Here is a 17223-nt window from a genome sequence, read left to right on the forward strand (position 1 = left end):
AATCTCAATTCGGAAAGGGTCCTGCGAAGTCAGGTGATGCCGTGTCTCGGGTTGCGCTCATCCGGGCGCGCGGCAAACCCGGGTCTGACAGCGCCGGCCCGGGCGCCTCGCTGAGCGCAGAGCCGCCGAAGCGGCCACAAAAATGCAGTTCACCTTCCCTTTTTCGTGAAATTAAGCTTTGCTGGTGCAAAACAACGTCACAGGCAGCGACTGGTTCAGGGGCATCGAGACAGTGACGACAGCGACAACGACACCTCGCTCTGGGATCGCCGAGCTGAGAGCAGCCCGGGCACGCGGTCGCTGGTTGATCGCCGCAGCCTTCGTCTTCTCGATCTTCGTCAACCTGCTGATGCTTACCGGCTCGCTATTCATGCTTCAGGTCTATGACCGGGTGCTTGCCTCGCGGTCGATGGAGACGCTGACCGCGCTTTTCCTGCTGGTCTCCGGGCTGTTCTTGCTGATGGGGGTCATCGATTACGCCCGCGGCCGCCTGATGGGACGGGTGGGTGCGCGGTTCCAGACTGCGCTGGACGCCCGCGTCTTCGAGGCGGCGCTGCGGCGCACCCAGATCCCCGCGGAACGCGCGGCCCCGACCAGCGCGCTGCGCGACATCGACGCGGTGCAGGCGTTGCTGTCCTCGCCGGTCCTGCTGGCGCTGATGGATCTTCCCTGGACGCCGCTTTTCGTGGCGGCGATCTTCATCTTTCATCCGCTGCTGGGGGCGACGGCGGTGGTGGGCGGGCTGGTGCTGGTGGCCATCGGCATCGCCAACCAGATGCTAACGGCGCGCAAGGTGCGCGAAGCGCAAAGCGCCCAGGCCCAGGCGCATCACTTCGCCGAACACGCGCGCAGTGGCGCCGAGGTGGTGATGACCCAGGGCATGCGGCGGGCGATCTTGCAGCGCTGGCTAAGCCTACGAACCGAGGCATTGCGCCAATCCCTTGCCGCCGCCGACTGGACCGGCAGCTTCACCACCACGACCAGGACCTTCCGGCTTTACCTGCAATCGACGATGCTGGCGGTCGGCGCCTATCTGGTGCTCAAGAACCAGATCACCGCGGGGGCGATGGTGGCCAGTTCGATCATGCTGGGCCGGGCGCTGGCACCGGTGGAACAGGCGATCGGACAATGGCCGATGATACAGAAGGCGCGCGCTGCCTGGGTCTCGCTCGGGCGGTACCTTGCCGCGACGCCGATCTTCCCCAAGCTTACCCGACTGCCGGTGCCCGAGGCGCGGCTGGATGTGCGCGGGTTGTCGGTGGTGGCGCCGGGACGCCGGGCGCCGCTGATCACCAATATCTCCTTCTCGGTCATGCCGGGTCAGGCGCTGGCGGTGATCGGGGCCAGCGGCATGGGCAAGTCGACGCTGGCGCGCGCGCTGCTGGGATACTGGCCCCCCGCGTCGGGCGAGATCCGACTTGGCGGCGCCACCCTGGACCAGTACGAACCCGAGGATCTGGGGCGCCATATCGGCTATCTGCCGCAGCAGGTAACCCTGTTCACGGGGACCGTGGCCGAGAACATCGCGCGCATGGCGACCAGCCCGGATTCCGAAGCGGTGATCGAGGCCGCCCGGCGCGCCAATGCCCACGAGATGATCCTGAAACTGCCCGAAGGCTACGGCACCAGGCTTGACGGCAACGGAAGCCGCCTGTCCGGGGGGCAATGCCAGCGGATCGCGCTGGCCCGCGCCCTGTACGGCAACCCCCAGCTTCTGCTGCTGGACGAGCCGAATTCGGCCCTCGATTCCGAAGGATCCGAGGCGCTCAATCGCGCCGTGGTGCAGGCCAAGCAAGAGGGTCGGGCCGTGATCATCATGACCCATCGTCCGATGGCGATCGTCGCGTGCGACGTGCTTCTGGTGATGGAGGGCGGACAGATCAAGGCCGCCGGCCCGCGCGATGAGGTGCTTTCGAAGGTCCTGCAGAACGCTTCGGTGGTTCAGGCGACGGTTCAGGCCGCATCGCGTGCGCAGGGGGGCGCGGAATGACCCGCTTTCGCCTGGTCCGCGGCGACAACAAGGGCGGCGACACGCCCGCCGAACAGGCGGAACGGCGCGGATCGGACCTTTCCGATACTTCCGCCGCCGAGACCGGGCCAGAGGCGCTGCCCAAGGCGGTCCGCGTGGGCGATCGCGTGACGCGCAAGCTGGCGCAGGCCGAGACCACCGCCGGGCAGGGAACACGCGCCCGGAGCCAGGGCGGCGACCGCACGCCCAGCCGCGCCGAAGAGACGCCCAAAGAAGAAAGCATGGCCAAGGCGGCTGCGCCCGTGCCGGCGCCGGGCCCGTCGCCGGATCCCGAAGGCCCGCCCCCCCAAAGCCCTTCGTCCCGAGGTCTGGAATCCGGGGAGCAGACCCCAGAGGATCGCGCCCCCAAGGCTTCGCCCGTCGTCGCCGCGCGCGATCCGCGCAAACAGGACCACGCCTCTCGCCCCCCGCCAGGGCAGGAACCCACGGACCCGCCCGAACCGAGATGGGGCGCCGCCTGGCCGGCGGTGATCGGCATCCTGGCGGTGGTCATCCTGTTCGGCGGTTTCGGTTTCTGGGCCGTGCAGGCGCGCATTGCCGGCGCGGTCGTGGCCCCCGGCCGGATCGAGGTGGAATCCAACCGGCAGGTCGTGCAGCACCCGCAGGGCGGGGTGGTGGGCAAGATCCTGGTGCAAGATGGCAGCCGGGTGAAGGCCGGGCAGCTTCTGCTTACACTCGACGGCAGCCGCACCCGTTCGGAATTGGCGATTGTCGAAGGGCAATTGCGCGAACTGGCGGCGCGGCGGGCCCGTCTTCGCGCCGAACGCGACGGCCTGAAGGACGTGGCCGCGATCGGGGACCTGCCGGACTGGATCCGCGGTGATCCCGGCTTTGCCGGCCAGATGGAAAGCGAGCGCACCCTGTTCAAGGCCCGGCTTGAGGCCTTGACCCAGCAGGTGGGATTGATCGACGAGCAGAATGCACAGGTGCGCAACCGCGTCAGCGGCACCCAGGCCGAGCTGGCCTCTGTCAAGCGGCAGGCCGGGTTGATCGAGACCGCGTTGGCGGATCAGCAAAAGCTGCTGTCACAGGGCCTTGCGCAAAGCTCGCGCGTGCTGGACCTGCGCACCAAGCGCGAGACGCTGCTGGGCCAGGTGGCGCAACTGCAGGCCAAGATCGCCGACCTGAAGGGCCAGATCGCCGCGAACGAAATTCAAAAGCTGCAACTGACCACGAAGCGGCGCGAGGAGGCGGTAAGCCAGCTGCGCGACATCCAGTACAAGGAAGTCGAGCTTTCTGAGAAACGGCTATCGCTGAAGGACACGCTGTCACGCCTTGAAATTCGCGCGCCCGTATCTGGAATTGTCTATGATTCCAGGGTGTTCACCGTGAATTCGGTGGTACAGCCGGCAGCTCCGCTGATGTATATCATCCCGCAGAACCAGCCGCTGGTGGTGCAGGCGCGGGTCGACGGCACCCATATCGACGACATCCATCTGGGACAGAAGGTATCGCTGCGCTTCCCGGCTTTCGACCAGCGCACCACGGCACCGATCGAGGGCAAGCTGATCCGCATCTCGGCCGATGTGCTGACCGATCCGACCACGCATCAGAACTACTACGCCGCGACGATCGAACCCGACAAGGCCGGGCTGGCCAAGCTGGGACCGGGCATGAAACTGGTGCCGGGAATGCCCGCCGAAGCCTTCATCGAGACCGGGTCGCGCAGTCCGATGACCTATCTGCTGCATCCGCTGGTGGTCTATTTCGACAAGGCTTTCCGAGAATAGAAGCTTTCGTCGGAGAACCTCGGTGCGTGGTATCCGCGTCACCGTGGCAAAGGCGCCTCGCACGGCATGCGACAAAATGCTGCAAATTCTCGGAAAATTCTGGTAACATAGACGTCATTGCCCGCACGAACGGGCGATGAGGCATGAAACCGAGAGCCGAAAGAGGCCGGGGCAGGACAATGGAACGTCGGATTTTGCGATGGGGCTGGGGCCCCGTGGCCGCGCTACCGCGCGTGGCCCCGCTGGTGATCGTGCTTTCGGCCTGTTCGGTCGGGCAGGTCTATCACGAACCGCAGATGGCGTTGCCGGACCGATACGCGCGGCTGGCCCCGCTGCCGGTTGTGCCGGCGGATCAGAACGAATGGTGGAAGAGCTTCCGCGACCCGGTGCTGGACCGTCTGATTGCTCGCGGCCTGTCGGACAGCGTGACGGTGGCGCAGGCCAAGGCCAGGTTGGCCGAAGCCGCGGCCTTGTCGCGCCGCGCGGGCAACACGGTCGCCGGCAATCTGAACCTGTCGGTGCAGAAGGGCAGCGGAACCAGCGTGGATGAAAGCATCGGCGCGCTGGGGCTTTCGTTTTCTCCCGCGGCGCGGGCACAATCCCGGGCGGCGATAGAGCGGCTGCAGGCTGCGGGCTACGGGTTGCAGAACGCTCGGCTGACATTGCTTCAGAACCTCGCGCAGGCCTATATCGACCTGCGCTTCTATCAGGCAAGCCTGCGTCAGCATAACAGCGATCTGGCCTCGCGCCGGCGCACCCTGCGCGGAATCGAGACGCTGTTGTCCGCCGGCGCCGCGACCAAGCTCGACAAGCTGCGCAGCCAGGCGTTGATCGCCCAGACGGAGACGCAGATCCCGCAGATCAGTGCCCGGATCGCCCAGCAGGCCGCGCGGATCGCCACGCTTCTTGGGGTGCCGGCCGGGGCGCTGAATATCGACCTGCGCGATACCGGAAGGCAGCCCCTGCCCCGCGGCCAGGCCGCGCTGGGGGTGCCGGCCGATCTTGTCCGCCGCCGCCCCGACATCCGGCAGGCCGAACGCAATTACGCGGCCGCAGTCAGCGACGTGAACGCAGCCGAAGCCGCGCGCTATCCCTCGCTTAGCCTGTCCGGTCAGATCGTCGCCCCCTTCGACGGCGCGCTCAAAAGCGGCCAGTCCCTGGGTGCGGGCCTGGTCTTGCCGCTGTTCAATCAGCCGGGGCTGGCGGCAAATGTGGATGCGGCACAGGCGCGGGCGGACCAGGCCTATCAGGCCTGGCGGCTGGCCGTGTTGTCGGGGGTCGAGCAGGTCTCGAGCGCGCTGGCCTCGGTCTCGGCCTCGCGCCGGGCGGTGGCGATGGCATCGTATTCGGTATCGCTGAACGCGCAGGCGCTAAAGCTTTCGCGCGAATTGCTCGACAGCCATGGCGACGTGACGGTTCTGGATCTGCTGGACCGCGAACGCGCGATCGCGGATGCGCGGGCCAGCCTGGCGCAGACCCGGCGGGCCTTTGCCACGGATTTCATCGCGCTGCATGTGGCGCTGGGGCTTGGCGCCGGACAGGACGCGCCGCAGAAGTGACGACGCTCGGCGCGGGCAGGGCATCGGATGCGGTCAGGCGACCGCTGCAACCTGGGTCTGCTTGCGCCGCCGCTTCAGCGCCGCAAGCCCGGCCAGGCCGCCGATCAACATCAGGCCGGCCGCGGGCAGCGGCACGGGCGCGACCGGGGTCGTATACTTGGTCGAATTGCCATTTGCCGTGGCATTCACATGAATCTGCGTCACCCCATTCGCAAAATTGAAATCCCAGGTATTCGCGTTGAACACCGTGAAGGCGGTATCTTCGCCAGGGTTGAGGCGATGGATCCCACCGCCTGCGTTGCTGGTGTTCCAGTCGATGACAACATTGTAGGGATTGCCCGGAGGCGGCGCGCTGTTCGTAGAGATCGAAAGCGGCGCGACCCCCGAAAAATTGCCAAAGCCAAGCGCAGAGAGCGCCGACCCGACGTAATCCAGACCAAGCTGATTGATGAAACCGGCGGGATAGGCCGCCAGCGTATTGGAGATCTTGAAGATCGTGTTCGACCCGCTGTCGGTCAGTTCGACCTTGGCGACATTGGTGGTACCCAGATCGGCGCCGGTCACATAGGTATTGTAATATACCACAGCGGCTTGAGACGCGCCGGCAACGCCGCTGAGCGCAATCGCAAGAGTAAGTGCTCGAAAATTGATCATTGTCTCAATTCCTAATGCAATCGATCTGGCACAATATTGCCACGATTTTGCCACACTACTGTCGCGCCGTCGGTGATCCGAGTCATTTTGTGGAATCTCCTTGGAATCTACCCCAAATGCACGCGTGGGATGTATTGCGCCGGTACGGAATGACAAATAGGTTGTGCCGTTCCACTAATGCTCAACAATCGCCAATTGCATCTGGATATGCCAACGGCGGGCCAGGAAGCGAATCATTTGGCTGCTCGGCTGCTTTCGCGCGGTGCAGACCGCTTTGAGCCATTCGCAAGCGCGGATTTCGGGCCATGGGAAGCGCGCCATGCAACAGACGCGACTTTCGCGAAATAGGATCGCACGAAGGACGCGACCTTTGCCGCGCCCGCGAACGCCTATTCTCGCTAGGGCTTTGGCGCCGCTTCAGAAGGCCGGCCCGCCCTGATCAGCATTCCGTACAGGTCGCGCGGGTCGTCGGGATCGGCCAGCAGATCCAGCGGTTCGAAGAATTCGGTGTCCTGGATCCGGTCGTGGACGAAACGCAGGGCCGAGAAATCCTCGATCGCGAAGCCCACGGAATCAAACAGGGTGATCTGGCGCCCGTCGCGCCGGCCCGGCGCCTCGGCGCGCATCACCTGCCACAGCTCTTGCACCGGGTGGTCGGGGGCAAGCTGCTGGATTTCTCCCTCTACCCGCGTCTGCGGCGGGTATTCCACGAAGATGTCCGACCGCAGCAGGATGTCGCGATGCAGTTCGGTCTTGCCCGGACAATCGCCACCGATCGCGTTGATGTGGATGCCGCTACCCACCATGTTGTCGGTCAGCACGGTGGCGCATTGCTTGTCGGCCGTGCAGGTGGTGATGACCTGAGCACCCTCGACCACCTCCTGGGCACTGCCGCAGCGCGTGATCTGAAATCCCTGCGCCGCAAGATTGCGCGCCGCCTTCTCGGTCGCGGCCGGGTCGATATCATACAGCCGCAGGCGGTCGATGCCGCACAGCGCGCGGAACGCCAGCGCCTGGAATTCGCATTGCGCCCCATTGCCGATCATCGCCATCACCCGCGCACCTTCGGGTGCCAGATAGCGCCCGACAAGGCCCGATGTCGCGGCCGTGCGCAGCGCCGTCAGCACGGTCATCTCGCTGAGCAAGATCGGATAGCCGTTCGCCACCGACGACAGCACCCCGAAGGCGGTGACCGTCTGATAGCCTGCGCGCATGTTCTTGGGGTGACCGTTGACGTATTTGAAGCCGTAGTTTTCGGCATCGGCCGTCGGCATCAGCTCGATCACCCCGTCGCGGGAATGGCTGGCCACGCGCGGGGTCTTGTCGAATTCCGGCCAGCGCCTGAAATCGGCCTCGATATAGGTGGCCAGTTCGGTCAGGAAGGCCTCGACGCCCAGGCTGTTGACCAGGCGCATCATGTTGTCGACGCTGACGAAGGGCACATAGGCAAGGGGCGAAGGCTGGGGGCGAAGCGGCATCAGAAGCTCCGCGTCATGCGGTCGAGGACACGGCGGCCGAACAGGCTGGCCGTCAGGTCGCACAGCAATTTAGCCGTGCGGCCGCGTTCATCGAGGAAGGGGTTCAGCTCGACCAGGTCGAGCGAGGTGACAAGGCCGCTGTCGCACAGCGTTTCCATGATCAGATGGGCCTCTCGGAAGGTGGCGCCGCCGGGGACGGTGGTGCCCACGCCGGGCGCGATGGCGGGGTCGAGGAAATCGACATCGAAGCTGAGATGCAGCAGGCCCCGCGCGGCACGGACCCGGGCCAGGAAGCTTTCCAGTGGCGCCAGCACGCCGGTTTCGTCGATGGCCCGCATATCGTGCACCTCGATCCCGCGGTCGCGGATATGCGCGGCCTCGGGTTCGTCGACCGAGCGGATGCCCATCATGCAGATGTTTTCCGGCGCCAGCGGATGGGCCAATGGCGGGTAGGCCTCGAAACCCGGCTCTCCGATCAGATAGGCCATCGGCGTGCCGTGCAGGTTGCCGCTGGTGGTCGTGGACAGCCGGTGCAGATCGGGATGCGCATCGAGCCAAAGGACGAAAAGCGGCCGGCCCCGCGCGGCGGCGTGACGGCAAACGCCGGCGATGCTGCCCGCGGCCATGGAATGATCCCCGCCCATGAAGATCGCGCGGTCATGGGCCTGGGCCGCGTCGAAGGCGGCCGGCTCCAGCGCGCCGATCAGGGCGGCGGTTTCGGCCAGGTGGTGGATCGCGGCGTTGTCATGCGCCCGCGCCGGGGTGGCGGGAACGGTCAAATCGCCCAGGTCGCTTACTTGCCAGCCCAGACCGGCGATGATTTCGCCCAGTTCGGCGGTGCGCAGGCTGGCGGGGCCCATGGTGCAGCCGCGTTGCGCGGCGCCGGTCTCGACCGGGACGCCAAGAAGGGAACAGGTGCGGGTCATGGCCTCTCCTGGATGTTGCGGGGGTGAGTGTGCCAGAAGCCGATGGAGGGTTTGCGCGAAAAATTGACAATATTGCCGCGCTTTCTGATCATATTGATTAAATACACTTGGCAAAATGGGAATGTCATGGCTGAAGCTGCCTCTGCCGCCGACCGGGCGTTGATTTCGGCGCTCAGGGAAAATTCGCGCGCGTCTGTGACGGAACTTTCGCAGCGCTTGGGGATCTCACGCACCACCGTGCGGGCCCGTCTGGACGCGCTGGTCGCGACCGGCCGGATCCGGCGTTTCACGATCGAAACCGATGTCGATGTGGAAGGCGAGATCAAGGCGATCACGCTGATCGAGTTGCAGGGCAAGATGTCGCGCGCGGTGATCCGCACGTTGCGGCGCGTGGCCGGGGTCTCGACGATCTATGCGACCAATGGATCTTGGGATCTCGTGGTCGAGATCAAGACCGCGAGCCTGGTGGATTTCGACCGCATCCTGCGCGAGATCCGCGAAGTGCCCGGTGTGCTGCGCAGCGAAAGCTGCCTTTTGCTGGCGCATGTGACGGGATAGAGGCCCTTGGAAGACGGCCGGGGCCTGGGTTGTGATTGTCACCTGCCTGCGGCCCCGCCGACGGCGGCGCGGCAGAGGCGATTGACGAATGCGAAATGGCGCAGGAAGGCGCAAATCGCGGGCGGCTATCGCGGCGTTCATGCGATGTCCGGCAATGTGCCGAACCGCCCGCGGGAGGGGACCGCGCGCCTATCTGCTCCTTGCGCGTTCGGCCTTCGTGCGTTCTGCCTGCATCGCCCGAACGCGCGGCGGCCATGTCGATTTGATATAGGCCAGAACATCCCAGATCTGCGCATCGCTCAGCGTTGCGCCGAAGCCGGGCATGCCGCTTTTGCCGCCGGCTCCGCCGCCGTCCATTATCGCCTGACCGCCAAGTTTCGTGTAGTTGAAAAGCAGCGCGTCGCCGTGATGCCATGTATGGCCCGTCTGGTCATGCGGCGGCGGCGGGAAAACCCCGTCGGGACCGGCGCGGCGCCAATCCGGGTCGCCCTGCAGCCGATCCCCGTGGCACGCTGCGCAGTTGGCCTGATAAAGCACCTGGCCCTGGGCGATGTCGACCGTCGCAGGCTGCACGGGCCACGCGCTGTCGTTCCGGGGCCAGGCCAGCCAAAGCACCACACCGATCATCGCGGCGCCGATGGAAAGAACGAGTACCGTGGTTTTCATGCCGTCGCTCCGCCCAAGGCTTCCATGCGCGGCACCGAGGGGGATTGGGCGCGCCAGTGAACGGGCCAGTCGCCCAAATTTTCCGCAACGAAGACGGTTGTGCGGTTTTCTTTCCATGTCCTCTGCCTGCCGACGGCAGCGGCCTGCGTCGCGCCGCAGGCGCTGAGCAGTAATATTTGTCTCATATTCACCTGATTGATCCTTTGCATACCCGAACCGCGCAATGAGCGACGGTCCTGTTCCATTGTCTCTTGAACGCAGGGCGTGGGGGCCCGGACGATCAGGCAAGGAACCGGGGAGGCGGTGGGTCGAAGGATGGCGCCGTGCCGACGATATCCCGGCGCAGCAATGCATGTTCGACCGCCAGACTGGCTGTGGGGGCCGATACGGCGGCTGTGCCGCTCAAGGTGAAGAATGCGCCGGTGCAGTCTGCGACATGGCAGCCTACCGCGTCGGCGGCGCAAGCAAACCCGGCCTTCGGCGCATATGACGGGGAAGACTTGGCCAAGGCGGGCATCGCATCGCAATGGGCCGGTGTGGCCGCCGCGCAGGGCGTATGGACATCCGCGACGCCCGGGACCGGCGTCAGGACCAGCAAAAGCAGCGCACCGACTAGGGCGATCCCCAACCACGCCGACCATCCCGTGCGCCCGTTCAAACCGGTCCTCCACATTCACCGGCGATGAAGATAGCAGCCATCGCCCAGGGCGTCAGCCGTTTCCCGCCGCGCGGTGCGGGCAAGAGTGTCGCAGTTTCGCCTCCGACGAGGTCGGCGATATAGTTGCGATCCTGAATATGGCCTCGCCCGATCCGCCTCTGGGTCGCAATTTTCCGGCGCCGGTCGCGGGGCCTCTGTTGATTGGCGTGCGCGTTGGCCAGGCGGTGAAAGGCCCTGGGCAGAGACTACGACACGCCGTGTCATGCGCGGTCAGGCGAACATCGTTTCTTCCGTCTTCCAGCGGTCCGGGGCACGCGGCCCGAGCGGCACGCACAGAGGTGATTCAGAGGGCGATCGGTCAGCGTCAGGACAAAGATCATTCGCATTCGCGGACCGCGCGGGCCGTGGTTCAGTCAGGTGGCCCAGATCGCCGCCGAAAACTCTGCCTTTCGGGTCGCGCGGGTCCCGGGCCGTCGGTGGCACCGCCCTCGGCTTCAGGAGCCGGTGATAGCGCAGTGCGGGACGGCGCGCGAATTCCGGTGTAGTCAGCCCGAAGCCAGGCCAGGCGCAGGCAGAGACAGGGCCGCCGCGGATCTTGCAGCGGCCCGCGGCCCCGGAACCGCTGCTCATCCCAAGCCCGGCGCCTTGCTTTCGCAGCACCGGCATTCAGCCCGCGTGCTCTGGTGCGACCAACGAAGTCATGCTGGCGGTGATCAGCAATATCGCCACGAAGGCCACAGTTTCCCACTGGATCGAACGGCGCAGGGGCCCACCGTCGCCGGTGGCCGCGAGCGCCGGTGTCAATCTCAGCTTGTTCAACCCCGCCAAACCCAGGAGGCCGGCAACGACCATCAGTTTCAGCGCGATGAACTGGCCCCAAGGCTGTGCAAGCGCCGTGAAAGGGTTGCCAGCCAGCAGCCACAGCAGGCTTGCCCCTGCCAGGACCAGCAGCCCGACCATGACCAGGGCCGCGCGTCCAAAGCGTTCTACCGTGCGCGTGGCCGCCGCGGTGCCGCGTCCGGCCATGTCGTAAAGCGGGTAGAAGCCCCCGATCCAGAAGCTGACCGCGATGATGTGAGTCACGAACAGCGCCGACAGGAGGGCGCGCGGCTCGCTTATGGCGTGACCGCGCAGGGCAAAGCTGAATGCCACAAGCATCGCGCCCAGAAGCGCGATCAGGCGTGTCCAGCGGTGATCGAAGACCACCAGGAAAACGGCGGTCAGCCCCAGCGCCATAACCCCGACGGAATATCCCAGCGGGCTGAACAGCACGACCTGCAACATCATGGGGTCAAGGCCCCCTTCGAAGCCGCCGTAAAGGAATGCGGCGCGCAAAGGTATGCTGAGCGCGCCGAAAACCACCCCGGCCACGGCCGAAATGGCCGCGAGCCTGCGCAATCGTCGGCGTGCCGGGCTATCCAGTTCCGTAAGGAGCCACAGGTTGATGATGGAGCCCGCGGCGAGCAAGGCTCCAACATACATTGCCGCTTTCACCAGGATCGACGCGATCTGCACCGGTTCCAGCGCGGCAAGAACTCCCCCCATGGTTACTGCCCGACGGTGAAGGCGAAATCGCCTTTCATCGGATGGCCATCGGGCGACATGCCGCGCCAGTCCACCTTATACTTGCCGCGCGCAAGCTTGGGCAGCTTTCCTTCCCAGACCTTGACGGCCTGATTGGCCGCGGGGCCGTTGATCTTGTAGGTCTTGCCTTCCGGCGCAGTCATGGTGACCTTGGTGACCCGCATGGGAGCGTCGAACATCAGGTGCATGACCTTGGTACCGGCTGCGACGGTCTGGCCATCGGCTGGCATGCTTTGCATGCCGCTGCCATGGGCGAACGCGTTGCCTGCCGCCAGCGAGATACCAAGCGCGAAGGCCGCAGCGAAGACGGTCGTGGCGGTGTGGGGAAGACGAATGGTAATCATGGTATTTATTTCCTGTTCGCTTGAAGTAAACGTCATGTGCTGCCCCCGACGGTGGCGCCGGGGGCAGACGCTTGTCAGAAGAAGAAGTTGACGCCGAGGACCCCGGTCAATTCGCCAACGCTTCCGCCGCTGGCCCTGACCAGCTTGGCGGTGCCGCCAAAGGAACGCTTGTAGTTCAGACCGATATATGGCGCGACACTGCGGTCGATCAGGTCGTAGCCTAACCGCAGGCCCAGCTCGGCTGAAGCCCCGCCTGCGGCGATTCCTCGAGCCGGATCATCGGCCAGCGGCATGGTTAGCACCACCTCCGGGGTCAGGATCAGCCGATTGGTGATCAGTGCTCTATAGTCCGCTCTGGCCCTGATATAGGGGAATTTCGACACGTAAAGCGCGCCTTCGACTTCGAACCATTGCGGCGCAAGGCCCGTCACGCCCAGGCTCCCGTAGTAGCGCTGGGGCTCACCATCCGGGGTCGAAGCGGCGACACCCACGAAGGTATCGAAGAACGCGGATATCGGCTTCTGAAAGCGAAGCTCGTTGTTTAACTCCGCGAAGCCACCGCCCAGGATGCGCAGGCCTTCGCTCTTCCAGACAAGGCGATATTCGTCACCTCCGACGCGCGCATCGAAATCCCAGGCAAGAGAGTTTTCCTTCTTCCCGAGACGATACTCCAGCTTCTCGGTCCGGAAGCTCCAGACCGTGGGCGGAACGCCCACGTCAGCCATTGCGGCAGGCGCCGCGACAAGCCCCACGAGCATCCCGATTATCAGCTGTTTCATGCCGTTCATTCCCTTGGGTTTCGTGCCGCTCATGCCGGGCCTCCTTCGACGATGACCTTGCGAAACATGCCGCTGCTCATGTGGTAGGCGAGGTGGCAGTGGAACGCCCACTGCCCCGCCGCATCCACTTCGGTTTCGGTGTAGACCGTGGTGCCCGGGGCGATGCTGACCGTGTGCTTGGCGGGATTGTAGGCACCCTTGCCCGTGTCCAGGATCGTCCACATCCCGTGCAGGTGCATCGGATGGGCCATCATCGTCTCATTGACGAACTTGAAGCGGACGCGTTCGCCGTATTTCAGGCGGATCGGCTCTGCGTCTTGATATTTCTTGCCGTTGATCGACCAGATGTAGCGTTCCATGTTGCCGGTCAGCCGGATCTCGATTTCTCGTGTCGCGGGACGGTCCCGATAGAGGGGCTTGCGCGCGGCGAGGTCTTCGTAGCCGAGGAACTTGCCGCCGTTCGCCGCCGTGGGGATCAGGCCGCTGCCCGGCGCATAGAACGAGGGGCTGCGCATCTTACCCTTGGAAGAAGCCTGCCCAGCGCCTGCCATACCTGCCATGCCGGACATGCCGGACATGCCGGACATGCCTGCCATGCTCTTGCCACCCATGTCATGGCCGGAATGATCCATGCCCGGCATGTCGTTCGCGGGCTTCATGTCAGAACCCGAATGCCCCATGCCCGAATGATCCATGCCGGCCATGTCGGCAGTTCCCATCTTGTCCCCGGAATGGTCCATTCCGCTCATCATGCCACTCATATCCGCCATGGTGAGCCGCGGCTTGGGACGCAGCGGGAAGCTGGGCCCGACCATGCCCGCCGAAGGCGCCAGGGTGCCGCGTACCATCGCGGTGCGCCCCATGCTTTCGCCGATGATGGAATAGGCCTTGCGCTCGCGCGGCTGGACGATCACGTCGTAGGTCTCGGCGACGGCGATCCGCAATTCGTCCACCGTCACCGGTTTCACGTCATTGCCGTCCGCCTGCACCACGGTCATCTTCAGCCCCGGCACCCGCACGTCGAAATAGGCGTTCGCGGACGAGTTGATCAGCCGCAGGCGAACCTTTTCGCCGGGTTTGAACAGCCCGGTCCAGTTTTGCTTGGTGCTTGCCCCGTTGATCAACGCCGTGAATCCCTGAACGTCTTCGACATCCGTGGGCATCATGCGCATGGCGCCCCACATCTTCCTGTCCTTCAACGCCGCTATCAGCCCTTCGGCCTTGGCGTCTTTAATCAGGTCCTGCGCGGTCCGCTGCGATCTGTTGTAGTAGTCGGCCGAAGCCTTGAGGTTGCGAAAGATCCGCGATCCGCTGTGCGGATGCTTGTCGGTAAACTGCACCACGTAATCGCGGTCGGCCCGGACCGCCTCGCCACGCTTGGGCGTGATGACGATGGCGCCGTAGGCCCCTTCCGGTTCCTGAAAGCCGGAGTGGCTGTGAAACCAGTAGGTGCCCGCCTGCTTGATCGGGAAGCGATAGGTGAAGGTTTCTCCAGGTGCGATGCCCTTGAAGCTGATCCCCGGCACGCCGTCCTCTTGATACGGCAAGATCAGCCCGTGCCAGTGAATCGACGTGCTTTCACGCAGATTGTTGTGAACCCGGATGGTGACCTCTTCGCCTTCCCGGAACCGCAGGACGGTCGGTGTCTGGCTACCGTTGTAGCCGATCCCGGTCTTCTTGAAGCTGCCGGTGTCGATGCGGATCTTGTCCACCGTGATATCGTAGGTCTTGGCAGTGGCTGGCACGGCAAGGCTCAGCCCTAGAAATACGGCCAGAGGCCGCAAGATATTGATGTTTTTCATGTGTTTCTCGTACACACCGATCTGACTGGCAGAATGCGGCGCTATTGGGAAAGTCGCCGCGAACCAGCGGTGACGGAATAAGAATGGAGACGGATCAGATGCGCCGCGAAGAAAGGATCACGGTGCGTATCTGATCGGGCCGAGGCGCGCGCTCGAGAATCGCGCTGCAGCGGCCGGCGCAGATTGGCTATGATCACCGACTGAGGGGTCATGCCCAGTTCGATCAGCTTTGGCCGGTCAGAGCGGACATCCACCGACGCGGCGGAGGACCGATACCAGGCGCAGTGGTCGGCGCAGGACAGGTTGTTGCAATTCAGCAGGCTCATTGGAGCCTGCAGATCCTGGCGGCCGGAAAGCCCGACCGAATCCTGCGAATGCTCGGGCGAGGTCGCAAGGTGGATGTGACCGGCGGCAGGACGAACGCAATGATCGGATGCCACCGTCCCATGGGCGAACGCGCCCGTCAGGGCGAACTGTAGCGCAACGATTAGAACGAGGATGCGGCCGATCAAACCTGGTACTCCTTGGAGTGATCACAAGAATGCGATGCCGGCGGAAAGTCAAGCGGCCAATTGCCCCGGCGCGCGCGATTGCCCCGGCGCGCGCGAAGGCAGGGCGCGCGACCGGGAATGCTCTCATGCAGCTGGCTCTAGTGCTGCCGCGCCCAGATCACTACATGACCATCCAGGGCGAAGCGGCGAACAGGCGCCGCACCGCAAGCAGCCACCACCGATGCCGAGGGGTATCATCTTTGACGCCGCCATTGCCGACACCGCATCAGTCGTCATATTCGTTTTCCGGCCCTTGGCCGCAACCCTTCCTTGTTGCAGAGGGTCGCCCTCTGCCATGACAGACCGAAGCCCGACCGAAACGTAAGGATTTCTGATGAAAGACGGCATGATCGCAGACAGTCACGGCATTAACCGGCGGACACTATTGCTGGGTGGCTGCGCGGCGCTGGCGGCGCCCTTCGTCCTGACCAGTCCGGCCTTCGCCGCAGAGGGTGGCGCAGCGCTGCCGATCCCTCCGATCCTGGACGCCGACGGGGCTCAGCCCGTGACGCTGACCGCGCGGGCCGGCAGCCACAGCTTCGTGCCCGGCACAAAAACCCCGACGCTGGGGTACGAGTTGGATTACCTCGGGCCGACCCTGCGCGTGCGGCGCGGACGCAGCGCGCGGATCGACGTCGTCAACCGCACGGGTGACGAAATCTCGGCGCATTGGCATGGCGCCTTCGTGCCGGGAAAGATGGATGGCGGGCCCCAAGGGGCCTTTGCCCCCGGCAAGACATCGTCGGCGCGGTTCGACGTCCATCAGCCGGCGGCCACATTGTGGTATCACAGCCATGTACATGGCAAGACCGGCACTCAGGTCTATCACGGTCTGGCCGGCCTGCTGCTGGTCGAAGACCCCGCCGCGCCGGACGGGTTGCCTGCGGATTACGGCGTGAACGACCTGCCCCTGGTGGTGCAGGATCGCAGTTTCGACAGCTCCGGGCGCCTGGTGTACAATACTTCCGGTATGACACTGATGAGCGGGTTCCTGGGCAACACGATCTGTGTCAACGGGGCGGTGCGGCCGGTCGCGGATGTGCCGCGCGGGCTGGTGCGTCTGCGCATTCTCAACGGATCGAACGCCCGCTTCTACGATTTCGGCTTTGACGACGGGCGGCAGTTCCACCAGGTCGCCAGCGATAGCGGCCTGCTGCCGGCGCCGGTTGCGCGCACGCACCTGGCACTGGCCCCCGCCGAACGCGCCGAGATCGTCGTCGACTTCAGCGGCGACAATGCGCCGGTTCGCCTGGTCAGTGCCGATTTCGCCCGAAGCGGCATGATGGGCGGCGGCATGATGGGGGGCGGGTCCGGTGCCCCTGCAACGTACGACATCGCAACCTTCGTGCCCGGGGGCGCGGCCGGTACCGGCCCCACCGCGCTGCCCGTCAGCCTGCCGGCGCCGCCTTTCGATCTTGGGGCGCCCGTGCGCACCCGCGACATCCGGCTCGACATGCACGCCGGCACGATGATGGGGTCGATGTTGCGCCGGCTGACCGGCTCTAACGGAGGCGTCATGGGCATCAACGGCCGCTCCTATGACATGGGCCGTATCGATGCAGAGCTAAAGCTGGGAGAGACCGAACTCTGGCGCGTCGCCGCGCCGATGATGACGCATCCGTTCCATGTGCACGGATGCTCGTTCCAGGTCGTGTCACGCGGGGGTCAGGCGGTTGATCCGGCGACCGAGGGACATAAGGACGTCGTCGTGGTCGATGCGCGCGGGGTCGAAATCCTTGTCCGGGTCGATCAGAAGGCCGACCGCGCCACGCCGTTCATGATGCATTGCCATATTCTGGAGCATGAGGATGCGGGAATGATGGCGCAATTCACCGTGGCCTGACCTCGGGGCAGGCCTTCTTTCGAGAAGGAAGGGACGCGATGGGAATGGGATTTGGCGCGATC

Annotated in this window: 15 protein-coding genes; 5 read left to right on the forward strand and 10 right to left on the reverse strand. The window is 64.9% G+C overall.

Going from position 1 to position 17223, the window contains the following annotated elements:
• The first annotated feature begins 304 nt into the window (after positions 1-304).
• The 3 genes from BLV97_RS01495 (at position 305) to BLV97_RS01505 (ending at position 5318) form a co-directional block, all read left to right on the forward strand.
• Positions 305-1990 carry a type I secretion system permease/ATPase gene (locus BLV97_RS01495; RefSeq protein WP_244520934.1) on the forward strand — a complete coding sequence of 562 codons (1686 nt, stop codon included), beginning with the start codon at positions 305-307 and terminating at the stop codon, positions 1988-1990.
• Positions 1987-3759, forward strand: coding sequence for an HlyD family type I secretion periplasmic adaptor subunit (locus BLV97_RS01500; RefSeq protein ID WP_244520935.1), 1773 nt, complete (start codon positions 1987-1989; stop codon positions 3757-3759). The genes BLV97_RS01495 and BLV97_RS01500 overlap by 4 nt, the downstream gene beginning before the upstream one ends.
• Before the next feature lie 179 nt (positions 3760-3938).
• The gene (locus BLV97_RS01505; RefSeq protein WP_035841375.1) at positions 3939-5318 is read left to right on the forward strand and encodes an efflux transporter outer membrane subunit; all 1380 of its coding nucleotides are present in this window, start codon (positions 3939-3941) and stop codon (positions 5316-5318) included.
• Positions 5319-5351: 33 nt separating this feature from the next.
• Here the strand turns inward: BLV97_RS01505 and BLV97_RS01510 are convergent, their stop codons facing one another.
• The 3 genes from BLV97_RS01510 to rocF form a co-directional block, all read right to left on the reverse strand.
• Positions 5352-6026 carry a VPLPA-CTERM sorting domain-containing protein gene (locus tag BLV97_RS01510; RefSeq protein WP_244520936.1) on the reverse strand — a complete coding sequence of 225 codons (675 nt, stop codon included), beginning with the start codon at positions 6024-6026 and terminating at the stop codon, positions 5352-5354.
• A 344-nt stretch (positions 6027-6370) separates the two neighbouring features.
• On the reverse strand, positions 6371-7450 hold the full coding sequence (locus BLV97_RS01515; RefSeq protein WP_051645991.1) for an ornithine cyclodeaminase: 1080 nt from the start codon (positions 7448-7450) through the stop codon (positions 6371-6373).
• Positions 7450-8376, reverse strand: coding sequence for an arginase (gene rocF, locus BLV97_RS01520; RefSeq protein WP_035841372.1), 927 nt, complete (start codon positions 8374-8376; stop codon positions 7450-7452). The genes BLV97_RS01515 and rocF overlap by 1 nt, the downstream gene beginning before the upstream one ends.
• 126 nt (positions 8377-8502) lie before the next feature.
• Here rocF and BLV97_RS01525 point away from each other — a divergent pair, with 126 nt between their 5' ends.
• Positions 8503-8934 (forward strand): Lrp/AsnC family transcriptional regulator, encoded by a 432-nt coding sequence (locus BLV97_RS01525; protein ID WP_035841369.1) that lies wholly within the window; start codon positions 8503-8505, stop codon positions 8932-8934.
• A gap of 189 nt (positions 8935-9123) precedes the next feature.
• Here the strand turns inward: BLV97_RS01525 and BLV97_RS01530 are convergent, their stop codons facing one another.
• The 7 genes from BLV97_RS01530 to BLV97_RS01560 all read right to left on the reverse strand — a co-directional run bounded on the left by BLV97_RS01530 (position 9124) and on the right by BLV97_RS01560 (position 15279).
• The gene (locus tag BLV97_RS01530; RefSeq protein ID WP_244520937.1) at positions 9124-9717 is read right to left on the reverse strand and encodes a c-type cytochrome; all 594 of its coding nucleotides are present in this window, start codon (positions 9715-9717) and stop codon (positions 9124-9126) included.
• 163 nt (positions 9718-9880) lie between these two features.
• Positions 9881-10258 (reverse strand): hypothetical protein, encoded by a 378-nt coding sequence (locus BLV97_RS01535; RefSeq protein WP_143037475.1) that lies wholly within the window; start codon positions 10256-10258, stop codon positions 9881-9883.
• 666 nt (positions 10259-10924) lie between these two features.
• Positions 10925-11803: a copper resistance D family protein gene (locus BLV97_RS01540; RefSeq protein WP_035841363.1), complete on the reverse strand. Its 879-nt coding sequence runs from the start codon at positions 11801-11803 to the stop codon at positions 10925-10927.
• 2 nt (positions 11804-11805) lie between these two features.
• Complete coding sequence (locus BLV97_RS01545; protein ID WP_035841361.1) at positions 11806-12186, reverse strand: copper resistance CopC family protein; 381 nt, start codon at positions 12184-12186, stop codon at positions 11806-11808.
• Positions 12187-12260: 74 nt separating this feature from the next.
• Positions 12261-12998, reverse strand: coding sequence for a copper resistance protein B (locus tag BLV97_RS01550; protein ID WP_244520938.1), 738 nt, complete (start codon positions 12996-12998; stop codon positions 12261-12263).
• Positions 12995-14767: a copper resistance system multicopper oxidase gene (locus BLV97_RS01555; protein ID WP_035837334.1), complete on the reverse strand. Its 1773-nt coding sequence runs from the start codon at positions 14765-14767 to the stop codon at positions 12995-12997. Before BLV97_RS01555 ends, BLV97_RS01550 begins: the two co-directional genes overlap by 4 nt.
• Positions 14768-14808: 41 nt before the next feature.
• The gene (locus BLV97_RS01560; protein ID WP_051645781.1) at positions 14809-15279 is read right to left on the reverse strand and encodes a hypothetical protein; all 471 of its coding nucleotides are present in this window, start codon (positions 15277-15279) and stop codon (positions 14809-14811) included.
• A gap of 385 nt (positions 15280-15664) precedes the next feature.
• Here BLV97_RS01560 and BLV97_RS01565 point away from each other — a divergent pair, with 385 nt between their 5' ends.
• Complete coding sequence (locus BLV97_RS01565; RefSeq protein WP_081824853.1) at positions 15665-17161, forward strand: multicopper oxidase family protein; 1497 nt, start codon at positions 15665-15667, stop codon at positions 17159-17161.
• The last annotated feature ends 62 nt before the right edge of the window (positions 17162-17223 follow it).

The sequence above is a fragment of the Allgaiera indica genome, from assembly GCF_900106675.1.
GTDB lineage: Bacteria > Pseudomonadota > Alphaproteobacteria > Rhodobacterales > Rhodobacteraceae > Acidimangrovimonas > Acidimangrovimonas indica.